We start from the raw sequence: 19,304 nt of genomic DNA, 5'->3' as shown, positions 1-19,304 counted from the left end.
CGCCTTATCTAAACAGATTTTTTAGATGTAATTTTAACCATGATTGTGTCACAGGACTACTTTCATATCCTACTTGTAGTGCAGTTACAGATATCTTCTGGTCTGAAACAACCGCCTCATCATATTTCTGAGCTAGTGTTGCACTTGAAACAGGAATTTCAACTGGTGTTGTTGATGATCCCATAGAAAGATCATATTTATTAAATGTACCTACTTTAGAAAATGCAAATGGTGTTGTTGCAGATACGTTATTCGGCATATTGACATTTAAAACAACATTTTTAGGAAGTAAACGTTTCCCCCCCGCTTTTGCTTCCAATTCAGAAATTAATTGTACGACATGATTTGCAACAACAGTTGAACGTGGATTATTCAATGTAGCTGATGCAGTATTTTCACCTGCACTTACAGCAATAGATGGAACATTTCGAATACCTGAAAATTGGGCAGCACCAACAGTACCAGAAATTAAATTAATTCCACCGACATTCTGCCCTTCATTCGGTCCAGAAATCACTAAATCAGGAACTGTTCCCCATTTTTGCTTTGCTACCGCATCCATACCATATAAAGCGGCAACAACTGGTGTTGCATGAACATAGTGATAATCTGTAAACCCGCTCTTTTTAAATGGACCCATTGCTGGATCGCCAATTGATGCTACACCAAACGAACAACCACCATTTGCCGTAATTTGATCATCATTTTCAGCAACAATTCGTTGTTGGCTATAAAAGACTAATGCCCCACCTCGTCCACTTTGTCCTGTACATGGAACAGAAACGGCTACTTGATGTCCTGCACTTCTTAATGCATTTGTTAAAGCAACCACATTACTTGTCAGTCCATCATCATTTGTAATAATAATTTTTAATGCAGATGCATCTACTGCAAACGTCATTGTCATTAAATATAAAATTACTTTTCTCATTTTATTTCCCCTTATAATTCAATAAATAAGCTATATAAATATTTTGATTTTTGAAATAAAATTTACAAAAAAACACTCTGTTATATTTATTTTTTATTTTTTACTTTTCTACTGAATAGTATTATCTCAATAACAACAAAATTCTTAAAATTTATTACACTATTATAGTATTAATTTATATAACTCCATTTTTTTTATCATTTAATTAGATAATTTTATTCAAATATTTATTCCACATAAAAAAACGTTCCGCTTCATAAAATATAAAAAAAATTTTAAGTTTATGTCATATTTTTTTTACAATTTAATTGGCTACATATAAGACAATATTCAGAATTTATGTTAAAAAATAATCATCTTATATTTCTCATGATCAGAGAGGTTCTACTCAAAAGTTAAGATACTTATATTTCACACTCTCATTTTTATATTCACTTAATCCAATAATTAGCAACTAAATATCAACATAAAAACTGCTATTCGGGAGCTCATATGAATAACAGCCTTAATTATGTGAAACAAATTAAAAATGCTAAACGTGGTGGATATGCACCAACTGTCGCTAAAGATGTTAATAAACATCGGATTCAAAAAGCACTTAAATTAATAGAGCAATGGAGACAATTAGCAAATGAGCTTAAACCACAAATGCAACTTGATATGGCTTTTACTCTAGAAGAATGTGCTCAAGATTTAGATCGTATTCTGAAAAGTAAATGATTCACTATATTTCATTAATATAAAATCTCATTTTCTTTATTTAGCTCATATTTTGTGAGCTAAATAACCCTCTTCATTCTTTTTTTTTAAATAAAATGCAATAAATCATCATTTTTTTTATAGAAATAAATTAATCGGTTATTTTTTGGCTTGCATTCAATCAAACTTTCTGTAAAATGCATTCCACAACGCCGGCATAGCTCAGTTGGTAGAGCAACTGACTTGTAATCAGTAGGTCCACAGTTCGAATCCGTGTGCCGGCACCATAAACTTAGGCTCGCTTTTTAGTGAGCCTTTGTTGTTTTTACTACTTCGCTTTTATTTATATTCCGCAGACACTTGTACATAACGAATAAAATCATCTTCAAATAATTTTTTGCATAATTTTGCCGTCATTCTAATTTTTAAATCATCCACGTTTTTTTTATTTTCTTTTAGTCCCTGCTCAACATAATCTGAAAAACCATATAAGACAGGTTTAGATAAATTTTCAATTTCAATTTTTCTAAATTCAAATTTCTTTAGACATTGTTCTAATTTTTCTTTTGAATTTAAATTTTTCAATTTCACATCTGCTACTTTTAATAACCATGAATATTTTTGTTTTTGTAGTGAAGTTAAAGTATTCCATTTTTCAGATAGCATTAATGTATGAAATCCAATTCTTCCTTTTGAATTTAAAACAGCGCATGCTGAATTTATAAATGAATTTAAATCACTATGATAAGCAGAATCCAAACACAAAATCACATCAAACTTATTTTCAAACATGATATGTTTTAAATTCAAATAAGATTCACAAAATACTGGAATATTTTTTATATTACGACGAATTAAATTAACACATTGTTTTTGTAATTCAACAGCTTGAATATTTTTAAGATAATAACTCTTTTGCCAAAGCAATAAGCTAGCACCGTAACCACAACCTAAATCAAGTAATTGATCTTTTGAATTTAAATTTAAACGCTGTGCAAGATGATGAGCTAAATTTTCACATGCTTGTGGATAAGTGCTTTTATGATTCTCACTCCAAAAACCTAAATTACTCCAAGCACATTCCGAATTATCTCCCAACAATTTTGTATTAATTGAATACTTATGCTCTGGGAATTTATTTCGAATCGCTTGAAGCAATTTCATTACTTAGTAACCAAGTTGTGGGGCAACCTCAACTTTAGGTTTTAATCCAACAAATGGCAATGGTGCATTAAATATTTCAGCAATGTTCATTGCAGATGTCACCGCAGATTCTAAAATTGGCAAACCATCACAAGACCAAGAGCCACAGAAAAAGACTTTCCGATCTGGTTGTTGGTGTCGTAATTGCAATTCTTTATTTAAAGCCACTGTTTTCGAATCTACAACAGCACGTGTTAATTTAACCGATGCTACTATTTTTTTAGGATCAATTTCAGTTACAGGACGCCATGTTTGGAAAATTGGCTGCTTACCTACTAAAGATGGCTCAACTGAATTTAACCATACCGTAAATTGCTGACGAGTAAATTGACGATCCATCATATAACTTAAAACGGACCAGTCTTTACGCTTCGGAGGCATAACCGTTGCATCAGTATGAATAACTAAATCACCATCTTCAAATTTAAACTTTTTCAATAGTTCAATATCTTCAGAAAATTGTGCTTTATCTAAAAATTCTTCAACTTTTGTCGTTGGGGTTGCAACAATAACTCTATCAAAGATAAAAGATTGCTGATGATTATTTTTAACTAATACACCTTGTTCTGTTTCTTTAACATCAATAATCGGTGCATCACTGATAATTTCTATTCCATCAATGAGTTTATCTACCAATGCAGGTGTTCCACCCTGTAAGCGTAAAAGAGCATCACCATCTGTAAGTTGACGTAAAAAAATAAGTAATGGCTTAGCAGGCCACTCACCAATTGTCTTAGGATTACACGTACAAATGGTATAAAGCACAGGCATTACTGCACCATGTAAAAAAACTTCTTCAATTTCATTCTGATTAATGAAGTCTGCCAAAGTAATATCTTGGTTTTTAGATTTAAAAAATTTTGCAATCGCAACTTTTAGTTGCAACATCCCTTTAACTAAGCGCCATCCATACTGCTGTAATCCTTTCCGATTACTAATAATTGGAAAATTACCAATTCGGCTACGTGTTGTTGTTAACCAAGTTTCTGTTTTTTCTTCAAATAACCAACTACATGCCATGTAAGTACGTACTGGATATGTAGAAATACCTAAATGTGTTGCTAAACTTAATGTATTTTTCCATAAATGAGGATTCATCACTCTTAATGGCGCATCAATTAATCCACCATCAAACTCCATACTGTGGCTATCCATTCCTCTGCCAGGTAAAGCTTCAAATATTGTAATATTATGCCCAGCATCTTTTAGAATTCTTGCAGTAGCAAGTCCAGCCATCCCGCTACCAATAATTGCAATATTCAAGATTCAAACCTATCTTTTTTAAAATACTTCCATGATTATGAACCAAGCGATTCAAAATCTAACTATTAAAAACTACCAGAATCTTTATCTTTTTTTAATTACATAATTTTACATAGCTAATCTACTATACAACATACGGAATTTATTCATATTTTAAGAAAAGTTCGTTAAATTACATGAAAAATCTCATATTGATGAGAAAAAGAGCAAAAAAATGTTTTACAAAGTAAAAAAAATTGTTTAACATTTAATCCATAAAAATGACAACAACATCACAATAATTAAAGAAAACAATAATAAAATACACAACAAAAAGAAAGAACAAGCAGCGTAAATAAAAAAGCCTATGAGTAATCATAGGCTTTTTTTTGCTTAAAAGAAATTTTTTAAATTAATTAGTGAAATTTAAAAGCCTAGAAATATCTAGGCTTTTTTTTACATTTAAATTTTACCCACTAAATCAATAGATGGAGCAAGTGTTGCATCACCTTCTTTCCATTTTGCTGGGCAAACTTCACCAGGATGTGCATGTACATATTGAGCAGCTTTTACTTTACGTAAAAGTTCAGTTGCATCACGACCAATACCACCAGCATTAATTTCAACAATTTGAATTTTACCTTCAGGATCAATAACAAATGTACCACGATCTGCAAGACCTTCAGCTTCAATTAATACTTCAAAATTTTTAGCAAGTGTCCAAGTTGGATCACCAATTAATGGATATTGAATTTTACCAATCACATCAGAAGTGTCATGCCATGCTTTATGCGTAAAATGTGTATCTGTAGAAACACCGTAAATTTCAACACCTAACTTTTGAAATTCAGCATAATTATCAGCAAGATCACCTAGCTCTGTTGGGCAAACAAATGTAAAATCTGCAGGATAAAAGAATACAACAGACCATTTACCTTTAAAGCTTGCCTCTGAAACATCAACAAATTGACCGTTATGGTATGCAGTTGCTTGGAATGGTTTTACTTCTGTATTGATTAAGCTCATTAAGTGCCTCTATTTCATTCATAAGATTGCTTATTTGATGGACATATAATAAAACCATTTTATTAATTGGTAAAATTATTGTTTTTAATAAAAATGATCGTTTTAACAAATTAAAAATATTATCGCCATAAACTTAATGTTAATTTTGAAACAACTTTGTTTATTTTTGTATTGACCATCACACTTTTTTTCTGTAGATTTTCTTTTTGAGTGGATGATATAACAAATGTATTTCTCAACAATTTTCGAAAAATTTAAAACACTTTCTGCAGGTACTGATGCATTCAAACAATTAAAAAATGAATGTGAACAAGCATTACAAACGTCATCAGATCTTGATCAAACTGCATTATTTCTTATTTATGGCTTTGCTAAAAACTATGTTTTATTGTACGAAGATGAAGCTGTTGAATCTGATTTTGCACAATCCGTAAAACAACAATTATTAGAATATATGCAATTATTAAATGATGCTTTACAACAAAAAGATTTAACATTAATTCTACAAGCTCAAAATCAAGTAACTTCACAGTATATGAAAAGTTCTCGAATCTTTTAAATCATTTAGGGCTGAATAATCAGCCCTAAAATATTGGATATTGACCACTAAAGTTCAAGAATTTTTATTTCCATTGAATACCCACTGATGCGCCTCCCCCCCAAGTACCTCGGCTATTTGTTGTTGTAGCAAATTTCCAAACATAATGAACTGGCTTACTAGCATTTAAAATTCGGCTTTCTTTGGTCACACCTGAAGCACCAATAGAAAATCCTGTTTCACCTTCCCATACACCTGTACCAACTGCCATCATCGTATTTCCATATTCTGTTGGCTGTGGTAAAGATGCAATTGCAATAGCTGCGGCAACTGCTGCATTTGTCTTATTGGTAAATTTATCTAAACGTTCATTTGTTGATTTAATGACATCATCAAATTGAGCTCCAATCGTATCCATACGCGTGGTAAGTGCAGAATTTGCATCATTTAAAGCAGAAACAGCATCACCAACATTATTGACGGTTTTTTCATTTTCACCATAGCCGACTGTATAAGATGGACCTGTCCACTCTCCATTTTCAAATTTAGCATTTCCACCTAAAGTTTTGGCTAGCGCTTCATAATTTGCATTAAGTTGCGCACCTGTAATAGCATCTGAAGAATCCTTGTTGATACTACCTGATTGAATACCTGTTAATACGCGATTACCGCTAGTACCTGCAAAATTTACAGTTGTGCCACCTGAATTTTTAGCTACAGATATTTGGTCTGATGGGCTAGCCTGTTGGACTAAACCAATTGTACCTGCCTCTAAACCATTTTTTAATTCTGTAATTTGAGTTGTGTTAGTCGTAATTTGTCCCTGCAAATTATCCCTAACAGTTGCGAGTTGCCCACCATTTACAGCATCTTTTGAACCAATCGATACATCACCATCTGCAACATTTGTAATAAGCGTTCCATTTTTTCCACCTAATGTCATAATGTCTTTATTTACAGAACCATCCTCATTACGATCATATTGCACAGCACTTTCTGCTAATCCACCAACACTATCAGTCAGATCCTGAATTGCCTCATCGAATTGCTCTTTATTAATCGCATCATTTGCATTTATTCCACGACTAACATTACTAATGGCTTTATTTCCTGCATCAATTCCACTCGTAGATAAACTTGGACCTCCAGCTATAAAAATACCATCACTTGTGACTTGGGTATTACCAACTGTTAATCCTTGTGAATCTAAAATAGTTCCACCAGCACTAATTGAATCTAGAACTAAATCTTTTGCTAAAACTACAGAAAGTTTGTCATCTTTCATTTCGGTACTTATATTTTTATTATCACCAACAATCTCTATCGCCTCTCCTAATTTTTTTGTTACTGTTTGACCATCTTCAGCCTGTAATGAAAAGCCTTTATTGGTAATGCTTGTTGTCGCATCTGCAAGTAAACTTTCAACTTGCCCTAAATTAGTCGCATCTCCTGCATTTTGTGCATCTGCAACATTACTAATACTTTGATTATTGGCATTAATTCCTGTGGAACCAACCGTTACTCCTCCGACATTTAAACCTGATGAATCTAGAACAACCGTGCCATCATTAATATTTAAGCCATTTGCACCATAAACCGTGGTATTTGTTCCATCTGTCACGGTCGTTCCTGTGGCTGTCATGGTCGAGGTATTCGTGCCATCTGTCGTTTGGACACTTGTTAGACCTGTTAAATTTTTGTTTAAACTTAATGCCAACTGTCCTTCTGTTACAATAGCTGCAATATTCGCATCACCAATAAATTTAAATTCTGAACCTAATTTATTAACGGATATGCCTGTCGTTGCATCTTTAAAAGTTAATGGTGTATTGACCGCGGCATCTAAGCCACTAATCGCTGAGCCGATATCACTCACCGTACTTTCTGTTCCTGTAATTGGATTAATCAGTGTATAAGTCGGTGGTGTCCATGTCCCTGTCTCTGCATCATAAGTGGCTCCTCCACCCAGTGCTGCTGCGGTGTGATTCGCTAATGCTGTATTGGCTTCTGCTACTGCTGTGCCAACATCTGCAAGTAGACTTTCAACTTGCCCTAAATTAGTCGCATCTCCTGCATTTTGTGCATCTGCAACATTACTAATACTTTGATTATTGGCATTAATTCCTGTGGAACCAACCGTTACTCCTCCGACATTTAAACCTGATGAATCTAGAACAACCGTGCCATCATTAATATTTAAGCCATTTGCACCATAAACCGTGGTATTCGTGCCATCTGTCGTTTGGACACTTGTTAGACCTGTTAAATTTTTGTTTAAACTTAATGCCAACTGTCCTTCTGTCACAATAGCTGCAATATTCGCATCACCAATAAATTTAAATTCTGAACCTAATTTATTAACGGATATGCCTGTCGTTGCATCTTTAAAAGTTAATGGTGCATTGACCGCGGCATCTAAGCCACTAATCGCTGAGCCAATATCACTCACCGTACTTTCTGTTCCTGTAATTGGATTAATCAGTGTATAAGTCGGTGGTGTCCATGTCCCTGTCTCTGCATCATAAGTGGCTCCTCCACCTAGCGCTGCTGCGGTGTGATTCGCTAATGCTGTATTGGCTTCTGCTGCTGTGCCAACATCTGCAAGTAAACTTTCAACTTGCCCTAAATTAGTCGCATCTCCTGCATTTTGTGCATCTGCAACATTACTAATACTTTGATTATTGGCATTAATTCCTGTTGAACCAACCGTTACTCCTCCGACATTTAAACCTGATGAATCTAGAACAACCGTGCCATCATTAATATTTAAGCCATTTGCACCATAAACCGTGGTATTCGTGCCATCTGTCGTTTGGACACTTGTTAGACCTGTTAAATTTTTGTTTAAACTTAATGCCAATTGTCCTTCTGTTACAATAGCTGCAATATTCGCATCACCAATAAATTTAAATTCTGAACCTAATTTATTAACGGATATGCCTGTCGTTGCATCTTTAAAAGTTAATGGTGTATTGACCGCGACATCTAAGCCACTAATCGCTGAGCCAATATCACTCACCGTACTTTCTGTTCCTGTAATTGGATTAATCAGTGTATAAGTCGGTGGTGTCCATGTCCCTGTCTCTGCATCATAAGTGGCTCCTCCACCCAGTGCTGCTGCGGTGTGATTCGCTAATGCTGTATTGGCTTCTGCTGCTGCTGTGCCAACATCTGCAAGTAGACTTTCAACTTGCCCTAAATTAGTCGCATCTCCTGCATTTTGTGCATCTGCAACATTGCTAATACTTTGATTATTGGCATTAATTCCTGTGGAACCAAGCGTTACTCCTCCGACATTTAAACCTGATGAATCTAGAACAACCGTACCATCATTAATATTTAAGCCATTTGCACCATAAACCGTGGTATTTGTTCCATCTGTCACGGTCGTTCCTGTGGCTGTCATGGTCGAGGTATTCGTGCCATCTGTCGTTTGGACACTTGTTAGACCTGTTAAATTTTTGTTTAAACTTAATGCCAACTGTCCTTCTGTCACAATAGCTGCAATATTCGCATCACCAATAAATTTAAATTCTGAACCTAATTTATTAACGGATATGCCTGTCGTTGCATCTTTAAAAGTTAATGGTGCATTGACCGCGGCATCTAAGCCACTAATCGCTGAGCCAATATCACTCACCGTACTTTCTGTTCCTGTAATTGGATTAATCAGTGTATAAGTCGGTGGTGTCCATGTCCCTGTCTCTGCATCATAAGTGGCTCCTCCACCCAGTGCTGCTGCGGTGTGATTCGCTAATGCTGTATTGGCATTATCAGCGCTTGCTTTTACTGCAATTAATGCATCATGAACTGTAGTTGCTCCAGTCCCACCAATATTCGTTATATTTAAAGTACCAGCAGAACTTAAAGTAACATTACCGCCCAACAATGTTTTAGTACTATTGGCAACTGCCCCTAAAACAGCATTAGTTGCAAATAATTGGCTACCATTAATCGCATCTGTACTGGTATTACTAATTTTTCCAGCTGCAACATTTTTTATTTGTCTTTCCGCACCAACAGAACCAACAGAAACCTGCATTCCACTACCAGAAACTTGTCCTTGGAAATTCCCATAAATCAAATTATTTTGAGTTACAGATATTTCCGATGTTGCATTTGTTGCTGTTGTTGAATTAGAGCCTAAAGCAACTGAATTATCATGAGTTGCATTAGCAGAGGCTCCCATTGCCAAACTTCTTACACCACTAGCAGATACAGCATCGCCAAGTGCAAGAGATTTTTCTGCCAATGCATTCGCTGCTCTACCAAAAGAAGCACTATGTAAAGCTGAAGCAATCGCATTACTCCCCACAGCAACACCGTCTTGACCACTTGCCTCTACATTCGTCCCAATAGCAATTGCATAATTACCTGAAGCTCGTGCACCTGTTGTAGTATGTGCACTTCCTGTTCCCTGTGATGCCCCAAAAGCAATTGAATTTGTTCCACTTGCTTCCGCAGAATGCCCTATTGCCATTGCTTTTACACCTGTTGCAGATGTTACAACTCCTATAGCGACTGTAAAATTTTGATTAGCAACAGTATCTCTCCCTATTGCAATAGCTGCATTTCCTGCAGTAGATGATCTATGTCCAATAGTTAATCCATTTGTTGCACTTGAATAGTTTCCATTACCAAAAATAATAGTATTACTTGAAATAGATTTATTATTATTTCCATAAATAGTATTACCACCACCAGTTGTTGATGAACCATTTCCAATGATAACACCAATACCAGTACTCGTTCCTAGATCTGCCGTTGGTGAATTAGGATTAGTCCAACTAGTATAATTCTGAGCATTTAGGTCTGTCCCCTTAGAGTCAGGAGAAACAAGATCTCCTGATGTTCCTGATATTGTGATCGTACGTACTGCATATGTTGGTGTAATGAAAACACTCAGCAATCCCCATACAATGATTCTTCTAAAATTATTTTTTTTTAAACAATCTACCCGTTCATTATTTATATTTTTAGATTTAATTCGGCCCCTTGCTAGTTCAGAAACTGCGATCCATATCCCCAAAGATGCATTCCAAATCACCTTATAAATTGTATTCATAATAGCCTCTTATATTTTTTATATTTATTAATTCTTTTTCAAGTCCATTCAAATAATGGAATTCTATTTTTCTTTTTAGATACAAAGATTTTTATAATCAAATAAATCCTAATCAATAAATGCAAAAATGTCCATGTTGCACATATAAAACACATAATTTATCTTTATTATTATTTGATATATTCGATATTTTTTACACAATAAACAAATACCATCACAATATATTTATAAGTTATATAAAAAAGCCTGATTAGAATCAGACTTTTTATATAATATTTATTTCTAAAAAAAGAACTTGATATAAATCAAGTTCTTTCTCTTTAATAAATACAATATTTAGTTATTGTATAGTCTAGAATGGTAAATCATCATCTAAATCTGCAGGAGCCGCTGCAGCTGGTGTTGCAGCTGTTTTTGGTGCAAAACCACTCGGGTTATTATTTGCATAACCATTAGCTTGGTTATTATTGTTTGCATAACCTGCTTGATTACCATAGTTATTACCTTGGTTTTTATTATAGCCACCTTGGTTTCCATAGCTATTGCCTTGATTATTATTAAACCTTGGTTGCTCAGGTTGACCTTGTTCCCCTTGTTGGCGATTACTATCTAGCATTTGCATCTGTTCGCCACGAATTTCTGTCGTGTAACGTTCTTGACCATTTTGGTCTGTCCACTGACGTGTACGTAATGAACCTTCAATATAAACTTTAGAACCTTTACGTAAATATTGCTGTGCAATTTCACCTAAACGGTTGTGCAATACAATACGATGCCATTCTGTTTGTTCTTTACGTTCACCAGAGGTTTTATCTGTCCAAGACTCACTTGTCGCAATTGAAAATTGAGTCAATGACCCCCCATTTGGAAAAGTTTTTGTTTCAGGATCTCGACCTAAAGTACCAACTAAAATAACTTTATTTACACCACGCATCAGACGTATTCTTCCTATTTGTTTCTATATTTTACTTTATAAGAGTTATGCTTAAATGGCTACCTCTTTCCCCAACAAGTGCGCTAAATCTTGTCGTACATTATCATCAATGAGCTTTTTATCGATCTTTATATAAGCAACTTGTTGTTCTTGCATCACCACGACTTCTTCAATACCACGAATTGCTAAAAGTTGAGAAGTCCATTCGTCTGTTTTTTTACCCGCTGGCAAACTCAACACGACTGAAGAAAGGTAACGAGGCTGTGCAAGCCCAAAACTAATGAGCAACCAAATTATAGCAATAGCTGTTAAAATACTCCAACCGATAGATGTATTATTCAGAAGCAATAATTGCCCACCTAATACTCCACCAAAAAATGCACCTAGAAACTGACTACTTGCATTGACTCCCATAGCCGTTGCTTTTGATTGAATCGGTGCAGATTTAGATAACCACGAAGGTAATAATGCTTCCATGACATTAAAGGCAATAAAAAATAAACCAAGCCCACCAAGCAAGACATATTTTGATTGATAACCAAAAATCATGATGATTAATCCGAGTATAATTCCACCAATTGCTGTCAGAAAAATACCACGCATTTTGCGATATTTTTCAGCTAAAATAATACTTGGAAATGCAAAAAACAAACTAATTAATAATAGTGGTAAATAAACTAATCCATGACTGACTAATGGAATATTTGCATATTCTATTAATTGAAATGGGATATAAACAAACATTGCCGTTAATAATAGGTGTAATGAAAATACCGATACATGTAAGCGGTTTAAATCGCCCATTTTTAAAACTTGTTTAAGCTGAACAAGATAACCTTGTCTAAAATTTTTATGATGTCGTGTAACTTTCGGAACAAGAAGCAACATTGAAATTGCAATCAAGCCCATAATTGTAGTTACCCAAAAAAGTCCTGAAATTCCAACTAAATCTGTTAGCCAAGGTCCCAAACTAAACGCAATAGTAAATGAAAGACCAATACTCATGCCCATCATTGCCATTGCTTTGGTACGTTGTTCTTCACGAGTGACATCGGCCAACAAAGCCATCACGACAGCAGATACAGCACCAGCTCCTGCAATTGCTCGCCCAATAATGACACCGTAAATCGTATCTGACATGGCTGCAATTGCACCACCAAGTGCAAATAAAATAAGCCCTAGAACGACCAATGGTTTACGACTATAGCGATCTGCAAGCAAGCTAAAAGGAATTTGTAAAATTGCCTGCGTTAAACCATAAACACCTACAGCTAAACCAATTAAAGCTGGCGTTGCATATTCATATGATTGTCCTGCAACTGAAAATACAGGAATAATCATGAACAAACCCAACATGCGTAAGGCGAAAATACTACTTAAAGCAAAGGTTGAGCGACGTTCTAAGGCATTCATCATAAATTGGCAGTTAAAAAATTAATTAATTTCGAGGTTAAGATTATAAGATATTCAAAAATTTTCCCAATACGTATTTCATTTAAATTAAAGATCATCATGATCTGAAAAACAAAAAAGGTGCAATATTGATTGCACCTTTTTATGACACTATTATTCTTTTATGTCGCTTGTTTCTTTGTATATTGAATTGAAGCAATAATCGCCCACACAATAAGCGCCACACCAATTAAACCTGTTACAACTTCAGGAACATGTACACCTGTACCACTTGCCAACATAATAAAAGCTAAAGCACCAATTGCATAATGTGCACCATGCTCTAAATAAACATATGCATCTAACGTACCTTTTTCTACTAAATAAATTGTCATTGAACGTACAAACATCGCACCAATTGCTAAACCAAGCATAATAATGACAACATCAGAAGTAATGGCAAAAGCACCAATCACACCATCAAAACTAAAAGAAGCATCTAAGACTTCTAAGTAAATAAAGCCCCCAATACCTGCTTTAATTACACCTGTTGGAGCTCCGTTTGCATCATGTCCTACTGCATTGCCATCTTCATCAACTTCAGGCTCACCACCCAATAAATGACTTAGCACTTGAACACCAATATAAATCACAATTCCCCAAATGCCTGCGATGGTCACAACTAAACGTTTAGCTTCATCAACATTCATTGCCATAATTAATAATGCGATTAATGCCAAGAAAACAGACATTGCGGGAACATTGGCTAAATTTGCTAAGCGACGTTCTAACCAACGGAACCAATGCGTATCTTTACCGCTATCTAAAAAGAAATTCAGACAAACCAATAATAAGAATGCACCACCAAAAGCAGCAATTTCAGCATGATGTGCAATTAAACGTTCTGAGTAATTGATTGGATCATTAATTGCCATGGTCACGACTTCCATCATGCCCATATCTGCAGTTACAGCAACAATCACAATAGGGAAAACAAGTCGCATACCAAAAACGGCAATTAAAATACCGACTGTAAGGAAAATCATTCGCCAAAAATGATCCCAACCGCGTAATACTGAGGCATTAACAACTGCATTATCAAAAGAAAGTGATACTTCCATAACGGCTAAAATTGCGGTTACTGTGAGTGCTGAAAGCATGGCCTGAAAACCTGCCTCAGGGCCGTGCGTAAAGCCCCAATAAGCAGAGATTGCGAGACATACGATCGTGAAGATGATTGAGAAACCAAAATGTTTCAACATGACAACGACCTACATAAATGCAAATTAAAAAATGATCCAATCGTATTGGAAATTTAAAAAACTTAGTAAATTCATATTGAAAATAAGATGTACTTCAACATTATGTTTAAATTCAAACCATAAAAGGTCTAGAGTAAATTTTGCTTCACCATAAAATTTACCCAAATAAAATTAACTAAGTTTAGTGATGTGATTATGACGCTTTTTATACAAGTTAATCAAAGCCCTTTATCTTATTTTATTTAAGTCATTATCATTTTTAACAATGAGTATACGATTAACTTGCTATAGTGAGACCCTCTTCATCAAGACATTTGTTCAAGGGACTAAAAATGAGCTTTTCTCAAGATGTTTGGACACGAAATCTCGAACTTTATCAAAAAACATTACAACATCCGTTCAATCAAGAACTTGCTCAAGGTACATTAAATTCAAATGCCTTTTGCCATTATGTGATTCAAGATGCTCATTATTTATTAGCATATGGTCGTGCACTTGCTGTTTGCGCCGCAAAAGCTTTTGAAGCTGATGATGTCATTCAATTTTCTGAAGGTGCAAAAATTGCTATTGTTGTAGAACGTAGCTTACATGATAGCTTTATGAAAAATTTTGGTATTTCAAAAGACCAATTTGAAAATACGCCATTAACCTTAGCTTGCCACCATTACACTAGCTTTTTAACAGCTACTGCTTGGTCTGAGAGTTATCCTGTTGTACTTGCATCTTTACTTCCTTGTTTTTGGATTTATGCCGAAGTTGGTAAAGATATTGTAGAAAATTCAGTACCCAATAATCCTTATCAAGCTTGGGTCGATACATATTCTGGTGAAGAATTTCATACCGCAGTAAATAATGTCATTGCGACAATTGATAAAGTTGCTACACGCTGTGATGCAGATACCATTGAAAAAATGCATCAAGCATATACCCGTGGTGCAGAACTTGAATGGTTATTCTGGGACAGTGCTTATTATCAAAAACAATGGTCGGGCTTAAGTGAATAATTCATTTTGAACCATAATCATTCCGTTTCCCTTCTTAACTCATTTAAGAAGGGAATTGTCTTTTCCTTTATAAGTAAAATTTATTCCAACCATAGATTAATCCAGCAGCGGCAATAATCCAGCCGAATGTAGCAAGACTTAAACAAGACCACATAGACATTCGTGTTGCTAAAATATAAACCATAAATAGATAAATAAAATATGGAATGATTGCCCATAAACCAAATAATGCTGTTTGCTTTAATGCTTCTGCTCCCTGCTCTTTAGACACAATTACATGTGCAATTAAGGCAAATGTCGGGAAAAGTGGAACTAAACCTGCAATATAGAATGCTTTACTTTTTGACAAAATTGCGATGATCAGTACTGCAATCGCTCCTAAAGCACACTTAAATATTAACGCCAAAACAATTCCCATTTTTCATCTTCATTCAATTAAATATCTTATAAAATTTAACTTGCATTTTCACCTTATCTTATTATTATAAATATTAATGAGAATTATTATCATTAAATTAAAAAATAAGAGGTATAACTCCATGAACAATGAAACTCAAGGTACTGAAGCTATTCGTGCAATGATTACATTACGACAATGTTGGTTTGAAAATGAAGAAATTTATTTAAATCAAGGATGTTTACACTGTGGTTCTGCTGTAACTTATCTTTTATATTTCACCAATCGCAATATACAACAGCTCATGCTTGAATTTATTTCTCACTATGACTGCAATCCTAAAGTAAATTTTGATTTCCTCGATATTCCTTTCTTTGCAATCGAGTATGAGACTTTTCTATCTCAACTAGAAAGACTTGTCATTCACTACTCATTTAGTCAAACCTTAACACCCAAAACTCAAAATTTTAAAGATATTGAATCTATTTTTGAACGCCCCTATGCTGGGCTTTGCCAAATTGCTTAATTTCATTGGCTTCTTTTAAATACTCAAGAAAAAAAGCCGTTCTAAATGATGCTTAATTCTTCGCTTAGCACACGAAAGTAAAAATATCCGTCACAATTTGACGTTTAAATTATTTAATTCACACTTGAACAATTTTCATGCGCTATCATATACGTTTTCACGTATCCCTTTTCGAGAAGTATTTATGAGCCAAAGTCATATCCGTATTCGAGGTGCACGAACCCATAACTTAAAAAATGTGTCCCTCGATATTCCACGCGACAAGTTTGTCGTGATCACGGGACTTTCTGGTTCAGGTAAATCTTCCCTTGCCTTCGATACATTATATGCGGAAGGTCAGCGTCGTTATGTAGAATCTCTATCTGCTTATGCACGTCAGTTTTTATCCCAAATGGAAAAACCTGAAGTTGACTCAATTGAAGGTTTAAGTCCAGCGATTGCCATCGAACAAAAGTCGACAAGTCATAACCCACGTTCAACAGTTGGAACAATTACTGAAATTTATGACTACTTACGTCTTTTATATGCACGTGTAGGTACGCCATATTGCCCTGAACATGATTTACCAATGGTTGCACAAACCATTACTGAAATGGTTGATGCAGTAAAAGCCTTAGAAGAAGGTACAGCACTCATGTTGCTTGCCCCTGTAATTCGTGAACGTAAGGGCGAGTACACTGCTCTCTTTGAACAACTTCAAAGCCAAGGTTTTGTACGCGCACGTGTTGATGGCGAAATTATGGAAATTGATCCAATTCCTGAATTGGACAAAAAGAAAAAGCACACCATTGAAGTTGTCGTTGACCGTTTTAAAGTTCGTGATGATTTAGGCAACCGTATTGCAGAATCTTTTGAAACTGCACTTCGTTTAGGTAGTGATATTGCAATCCTTTCTTGGATGAATGATGAAAATCCAGATCGTGTATTTTCAGCAAAACACTCTTGTCCTCAATGTGATCGAGCAGTTGCCGAACTAGAACCTCGTTTATTTTCATTTAATAATCCATTTGGTGCCTGCCCTGTTTGTGATGGTTTAGGAACACGTAGCCATTTTAGTGCCGATAAACTCATTCCAAATCGTGAAGTATCTATTAGCCAAGGTGCTATTCGTGGTTGGGACAGACAACGTCCTTATTATTATTCAATGATTCAAAAAGTTGCAGAACATTTCGGTTTTTCACTAGATACACCATGGAATGAACTTGATGCCGATACCCAAAAGAAATTTCTTTATGGTACTGGCAAAGAAAAAATTGATTTAAGTTATATTGATGAACGTGGCCGTCGTCATAATCGTGTACAAGCTTTTGAAGGAATTTTGCCACATTTAGAGCGTCGTTATCGTGAAACAGAAAGTAATTATGTTCGAGATGATTTATCTCAATATTTATCAAACGCAGCTTGTGATGCCTGCGGTGGTTCACGATTAAATGAAATTTCTCGTAATGTAAAAGTTCAAGATAAAACCATTTCAGAAATCACAAAAATGTCGATTGGTGATGCTGAAGATTATTATCAAACGCTCAATTTAACAGGCGCTAAAGGCGAAATTGCCGATAAAATTTTTAAAGAAATTCGTGAACGTCTGCACTTCTTGGTTTCTGTGGGTTTAAATTATTTAAGCCTTTCTCGTTCTGCAGAAACACTTTCTGGTGGTGAAGCGCAGCGTATTCGCCTTGCATCACAAATTGGTGCAGGCTTAATGGGCGTTATGTATGTCCTTGATGAGCCTTCTATTGGTTTACATCAACGTGATAATGATCGTTTACTTGAAACACTAGTACGTTTACGTGACTTAGGAAATACCGTTTTAGTCGTTGAACATGATGAAGATGCTATTCGTGCAGCCGATCATATTATTGATATTGGTCCTGGGGCAGGAATTCACGGTGGTCATGTCATTGCTGAAGGAACCTACGATGAATTAGCTGCAAATGAAAATTCATTAACAGGACAATATCTTTCAGGTAAGAAAAAAATTGAAGTACCGAAACAACGTACTCAACCACCAAAACCAGATGAACAAATTAAGCTAATGGGTGCTGCTGGTCATAACTTAAAAAATGTTGATCTCACCATTCCTCTAGGTATTATGACCTGTGTAACAGGTGTTTCTGGTTCAGGAAAATCTACGCTCATTAACCGTACCTTACTTCCCTTAGCTGCAACTCAGCTCAATGGTGCAACAACATTAACAGCTGAAAAATTTGATTCAATTGATGGCTTACAGTTTTTAGATAAAGTTGTTGATATTGACCAAAGCCCTATTGGACGTACACCTCGCTCAAACCCTGCAACATATACAGGTTTGTTTACACCTATTCGAGAATTATTTGCACAGACACAAGAAGCGAAAGGTCGTGGTTATACCGCGGGTCGCTTCTCATTTAACGTGAAAGGTGGTCGATGTGAAGCCTGCGAAGGTGATGGTATGATTAAAGTTGCCATGCACTTCCTACCTGACATGTACGTTCCTTGCGATGCGTGTCATGGCAAACGTTATAATCGTGAAACTTTAGAAATTAATTATAAAGGTCACAATATTTCTGACGTTTTAGAAATGACCGTTGAAGATGCTATGCATTTCTTCGATGCTATTCCTGTCATTCACCGTCGTTTAGATACATTAAATCAGGTTGGCTTGGGTTATATTCGTCTAGGTCAATCAGCAACAACTTTATCTGGTGGTGAGGCTCAACGTGTCAAACTTGCTCGTGAGCTTGCAAAACGAGATACTGGTAAAACTTTATACGTACTTGATGAACCTACAACGGGTCTACATTTCCACGATATTGCAAAGCTTCTAGATATCCTTCATGAATTACGCAATAAAGGTAATACCATTGTTGTAATTGAACATAATTTAGACGTCATTAAAACTGCCGATTGGATTGTAGATTTAGGTCCCGAAGGTGGTGCTGGTGGTGGTCAAATTATTGCAGAAGGAACACCTGAAGAAGTTGCGAAATCTAAAATTTCACATACAGCTAAATTCTTAAAACCAATGTTGAAATAAATATACTTTTTTATCATTCACATTAAAAAAAATCCCTCATTTAAAAGAGGGATTTTTTCATCCTGAATT

General features: G+C 35.2%; 14 protein-coding genes and 1 tRNA gene. 6 read left to right on the top strand and 9 right to left on the bottom strand.

Going from position 1 to position 19,304, the window contains the following annotated elements:
- Positions 1–4: 4 nt before the first annotated feature.
- Entirely contained in the window at positions 5–931 is a 927-nt protein-coding gene (locus AOY20_RS05015) for a 5'/3'-nucleotidase SurE (RefSeq protein WP_054580846.1), read from the bottom strand.
- Positions 932–1,423: 492 nt separating this feature from the next.
- Between AOY20_RS05015 and AOY20_RS05010 the strand changes: the two genes are divergently transcribed.
- Together AOY20_RS05010 and AOY20_RS05005 are read left to right on the top strand one after the other, a co-directional pair.
- Positions 1,424–1,651 carry a hypothetical protein gene (locus AOY20_RS05010; RefSeq protein ID WP_054580845.1) on the top strand — a complete coding sequence of 76 codons (228 nt, stop codon included), beginning with the start codon at positions 1,424–1,426 and terminating at the stop codon, positions 1,649–1,651.
- A gap of 190 nt (positions 1,652–1,841) precedes the next feature.
- A tRNA-Thr gene (locus tag AOY20_RS05005) sits at positions 1,842–1,917 on the top strand.
- Between the two features lie 52 nt (positions 1,918–1,969).
- Here the strand turns inward: AOY20_RS05005 and AOY20_RS05000 are convergent.
- The 3 genes from AOY20_RS05000 to ahpC form a co-directional block, all read right to left on the bottom strand.
- Positions 1,970–2,794: an SAM-dependent methyltransferase gene (locus AOY20_RS05000; RefSeq protein ID WP_054580844.1), complete on the bottom strand. Its 825-nt coding sequence runs from the start codon at positions 2,792–2,794 to the stop codon at positions 1,970–1,972.
- 3 nt (positions 2,795–2,797) lie between these two features.
- Positions 2,798–4,096, bottom strand: coding sequence for an FAD-dependent oxidoreductase (locus tag AOY20_RS04995; RefSeq protein ID WP_054580843.1), 1,299 nt, complete (start codon positions 4,094–4,096; stop codon positions 2,798–2,800).
- Positions 4,097–4,537: 441 nt separating this feature from the next.
- Positions 4,538–5,101 (bottom strand): alkyl hydroperoxide reductase subunit C, encoded by a 564-nt coding sequence (gene ahpC / locus AOY20_RS04990; protein ID WP_054580842.1) that lies wholly within the window; start codon positions 5,099–5,101, stop codon positions 4,538–4,540.
- Positions 5,102–5,327: 226 nt separating this feature from the next.
- On the opposite strand from ahpC, the gene AOY20_RS04985 reads away from it, so the two are divergent.
- A complete protein-coding gene (locus AOY20_RS04985; RefSeq protein ID WP_054580841.1) occupies positions 5,328–5,660 on the top strand; it encodes a hypothetical protein in 333 nt (110 codons plus the stop codon).
- 64 nt (positions 5,661–5,724) lie between these two features.
- Here AOY20_RS04985 and AOY20_RS04980 read toward each other — a convergent pair whose 3' ends face one another.
- The 4 genes from AOY20_RS04980 to AOY20_RS04965 form a co-directional block, all read right to left on the bottom strand.
- Positions 5,725–10,704, bottom strand: a complete 4,980-nt coding sequence (locus AOY20_RS04980) for an ESPR-type extended signal peptide-containing protein (protein ID WP_054580840.1) — start codon at positions 10,702–10,704, stop codon at positions 5,725–5,727.
- Between the two features lie 352 nt (positions 10,705–11,056).
- On the bottom strand, positions 11,057–11,638 hold the full coding sequence (gene ssb, locus AOY20_RS04975) for a single-stranded DNA-binding protein (RefSeq protein ID WP_054580839.1): 582 nt from the start codon (positions 11,636–11,638) through the stop codon (positions 11,057–11,059).
- Positions 11,639–11,689: 51 nt separating this feature from the next.
- A complete protein-coding gene (locus tag AOY20_RS04970; RefSeq protein WP_054580838.1) occupies positions 11,690–13,054 on the bottom strand; it encodes an MFS transporter in 1,365 nt (454 codons plus the stop codon).
- 158 nt (positions 13,055–13,212) lie between these two features.
- On the bottom strand, positions 13,213–14,292 hold the full coding sequence (locus AOY20_RS04965) for a DUF475 domain-containing protein (protein WP_054580837.1): 1,080 nt from the start codon (positions 14,290–14,292) through the stop codon (positions 13,213–13,215).
- A 332-nt stretch (positions 14,293–14,624) separates the two neighbouring features.
- Between AOY20_RS04965 and tenA the strand changes: the two genes are divergently transcribed.
- Positions 14,625–15,296, top strand: a complete 672-nt coding sequence (gene tenA / locus AOY20_RS04960; protein WP_054580836.1) for a thiaminase II — start codon at positions 14,625–14,627, stop codon at positions 15,294–15,296.
- Between the two features lie 67 nt (positions 15,297–15,363).
- Here tenA and AOY20_RS04955 read toward each other — a convergent pair whose 3' ends face one another.
- Positions 15,364–15,714 (bottom strand): GlpM family protein, encoded by a 351-nt coding sequence (locus tag AOY20_RS04955; RefSeq protein WP_054580835.1) that lies wholly within the window; start codon positions 15,712–15,714, stop codon positions 15,364–15,366.
- Between the two features lie 121 nt (positions 15,715–15,835).
- On the opposite strand from AOY20_RS04955, the gene AOY20_RS04950 reads away from it, so the two are divergent.
- Positions 15,836–16,219: a hypothetical protein gene (locus tag AOY20_RS04950; protein ID WP_054580834.1), complete on the top strand. Its 384-nt coding sequence runs from the start codon at positions 15,836–15,838 to the stop codon at positions 16,217–16,219.
- A gap of 184 nt (positions 16,220–16,403) precedes the next feature.
- Positions 16,404–19,235, top strand: coding sequence for an excinuclease ABC subunit UvrA (gene uvrA / locus AOY20_RS04945; RefSeq protein ID WP_054580833.1), 2,832 nt, complete (start codon positions 16,404–16,406; stop codon positions 19,233–19,235).
- Positions 19,236–19,304 lie beyond the last annotated feature (69 nt).

Origin of the sequence: Acinetobacter equi (assembly GCF_001307195.1) — a bacterium.
GTDB lineage: Bacteria > Pseudomonadota > Gammaproteobacteria > Pseudomonadales > Moraxellaceae > Acinetobacter > Acinetobacter equi.
Note: the sequence above shows the minus strand (reverse complement) of the source record. Positions and strands in the feature narration are given on the sequence as shown.

Excerpts from the sequence above, each read along its gene's own strand:
- AOY20_RS05015 (WP_054580846.1), bottom strand. The coding sequence starts at position 931 with ATGAGAAAAGTAATTTTATATTTAATGACAATGACGTTTGCAGTAGAT.
- AOY20_RS05010 (WP_054580845.1), top strand. The coding sequence starts at position 1,424 with ATGAATAACAGCCTTAATTATGTGAAACAAATTAAAAATGCTAAACGT.
- AOY20_RS05000 (WP_054580844.1), bottom strand. The coding sequence starts at position 2,794 with ATGAAATTGCTTCAAGCGATTCGAAATAAATTCCCAGAGCATAAGTAT.
- ahpC (WP_054580842.1), bottom strand. The coding sequence starts at position 5,101 with ATGAGCTTAATCAATACAGAAGTAAAACCATTCCAAGCAACTGCATAC.
- AOY20_RS04985 (WP_054580841.1), top strand. The coding sequence starts at position 5,328 with ATGTATTTCTCAACAATTTTCGAAAAATTTAAAACACTTTCTGCAGGT.
- AOY20_RS04980 (WP_054580840.1), bottom strand. The coding sequence starts at position 10,704 with ATGAATACAATTTATAAGGTGATTTGGAATGCATCTTTGGGGATATGG.
- ssb (WP_054580839.1), bottom strand. The coding sequence starts at position 11,638 with ATGCGTGGTGTAAATAAAGTTATTTTAGTTGGTACTTTAGGTCGAGAT.
- AOY20_RS04970 (WP_054580838.1), bottom strand. The coding sequence starts at position 13,054 with ATGATGAATGCCTTAGAACGTCGCTCAACCTTTGCTTTAAGTAGTATT.
- AOY20_RS04965 (WP_054580837.1), bottom strand. The coding sequence starts at position 14,292 with ATGTTGAAACATTTTGGTTTCTCAATCATCTTCACGATCGTATGTCTC.
- tenA (WP_054580836.1), top strand. The coding sequence starts at position 14,625 with ATGAGCTTTTCTCAAGATGTTTGGACACGAAATCTCGAACTTTATCAA.
- AOY20_RS04955 (WP_054580835.1), bottom strand. The coding sequence starts at position 15,714 with ATGGGAATTGTTTTGGCGTTAATATTTAAGTGTGCTTTAGGAGCGATT.
- AOY20_RS04950 (WP_054580834.1), top strand. The coding sequence starts at position 15,836 with ATGAACAATGAAACTCAAGGTACTGAAGCTATTCGTGCAATGATTACA.
- uvrA (WP_054580833.1), top strand. The coding sequence starts at position 16,404 with ATGAGCCAAAGTCATATCCGTATTCGAGGTGCACGAACCCATAACTTA.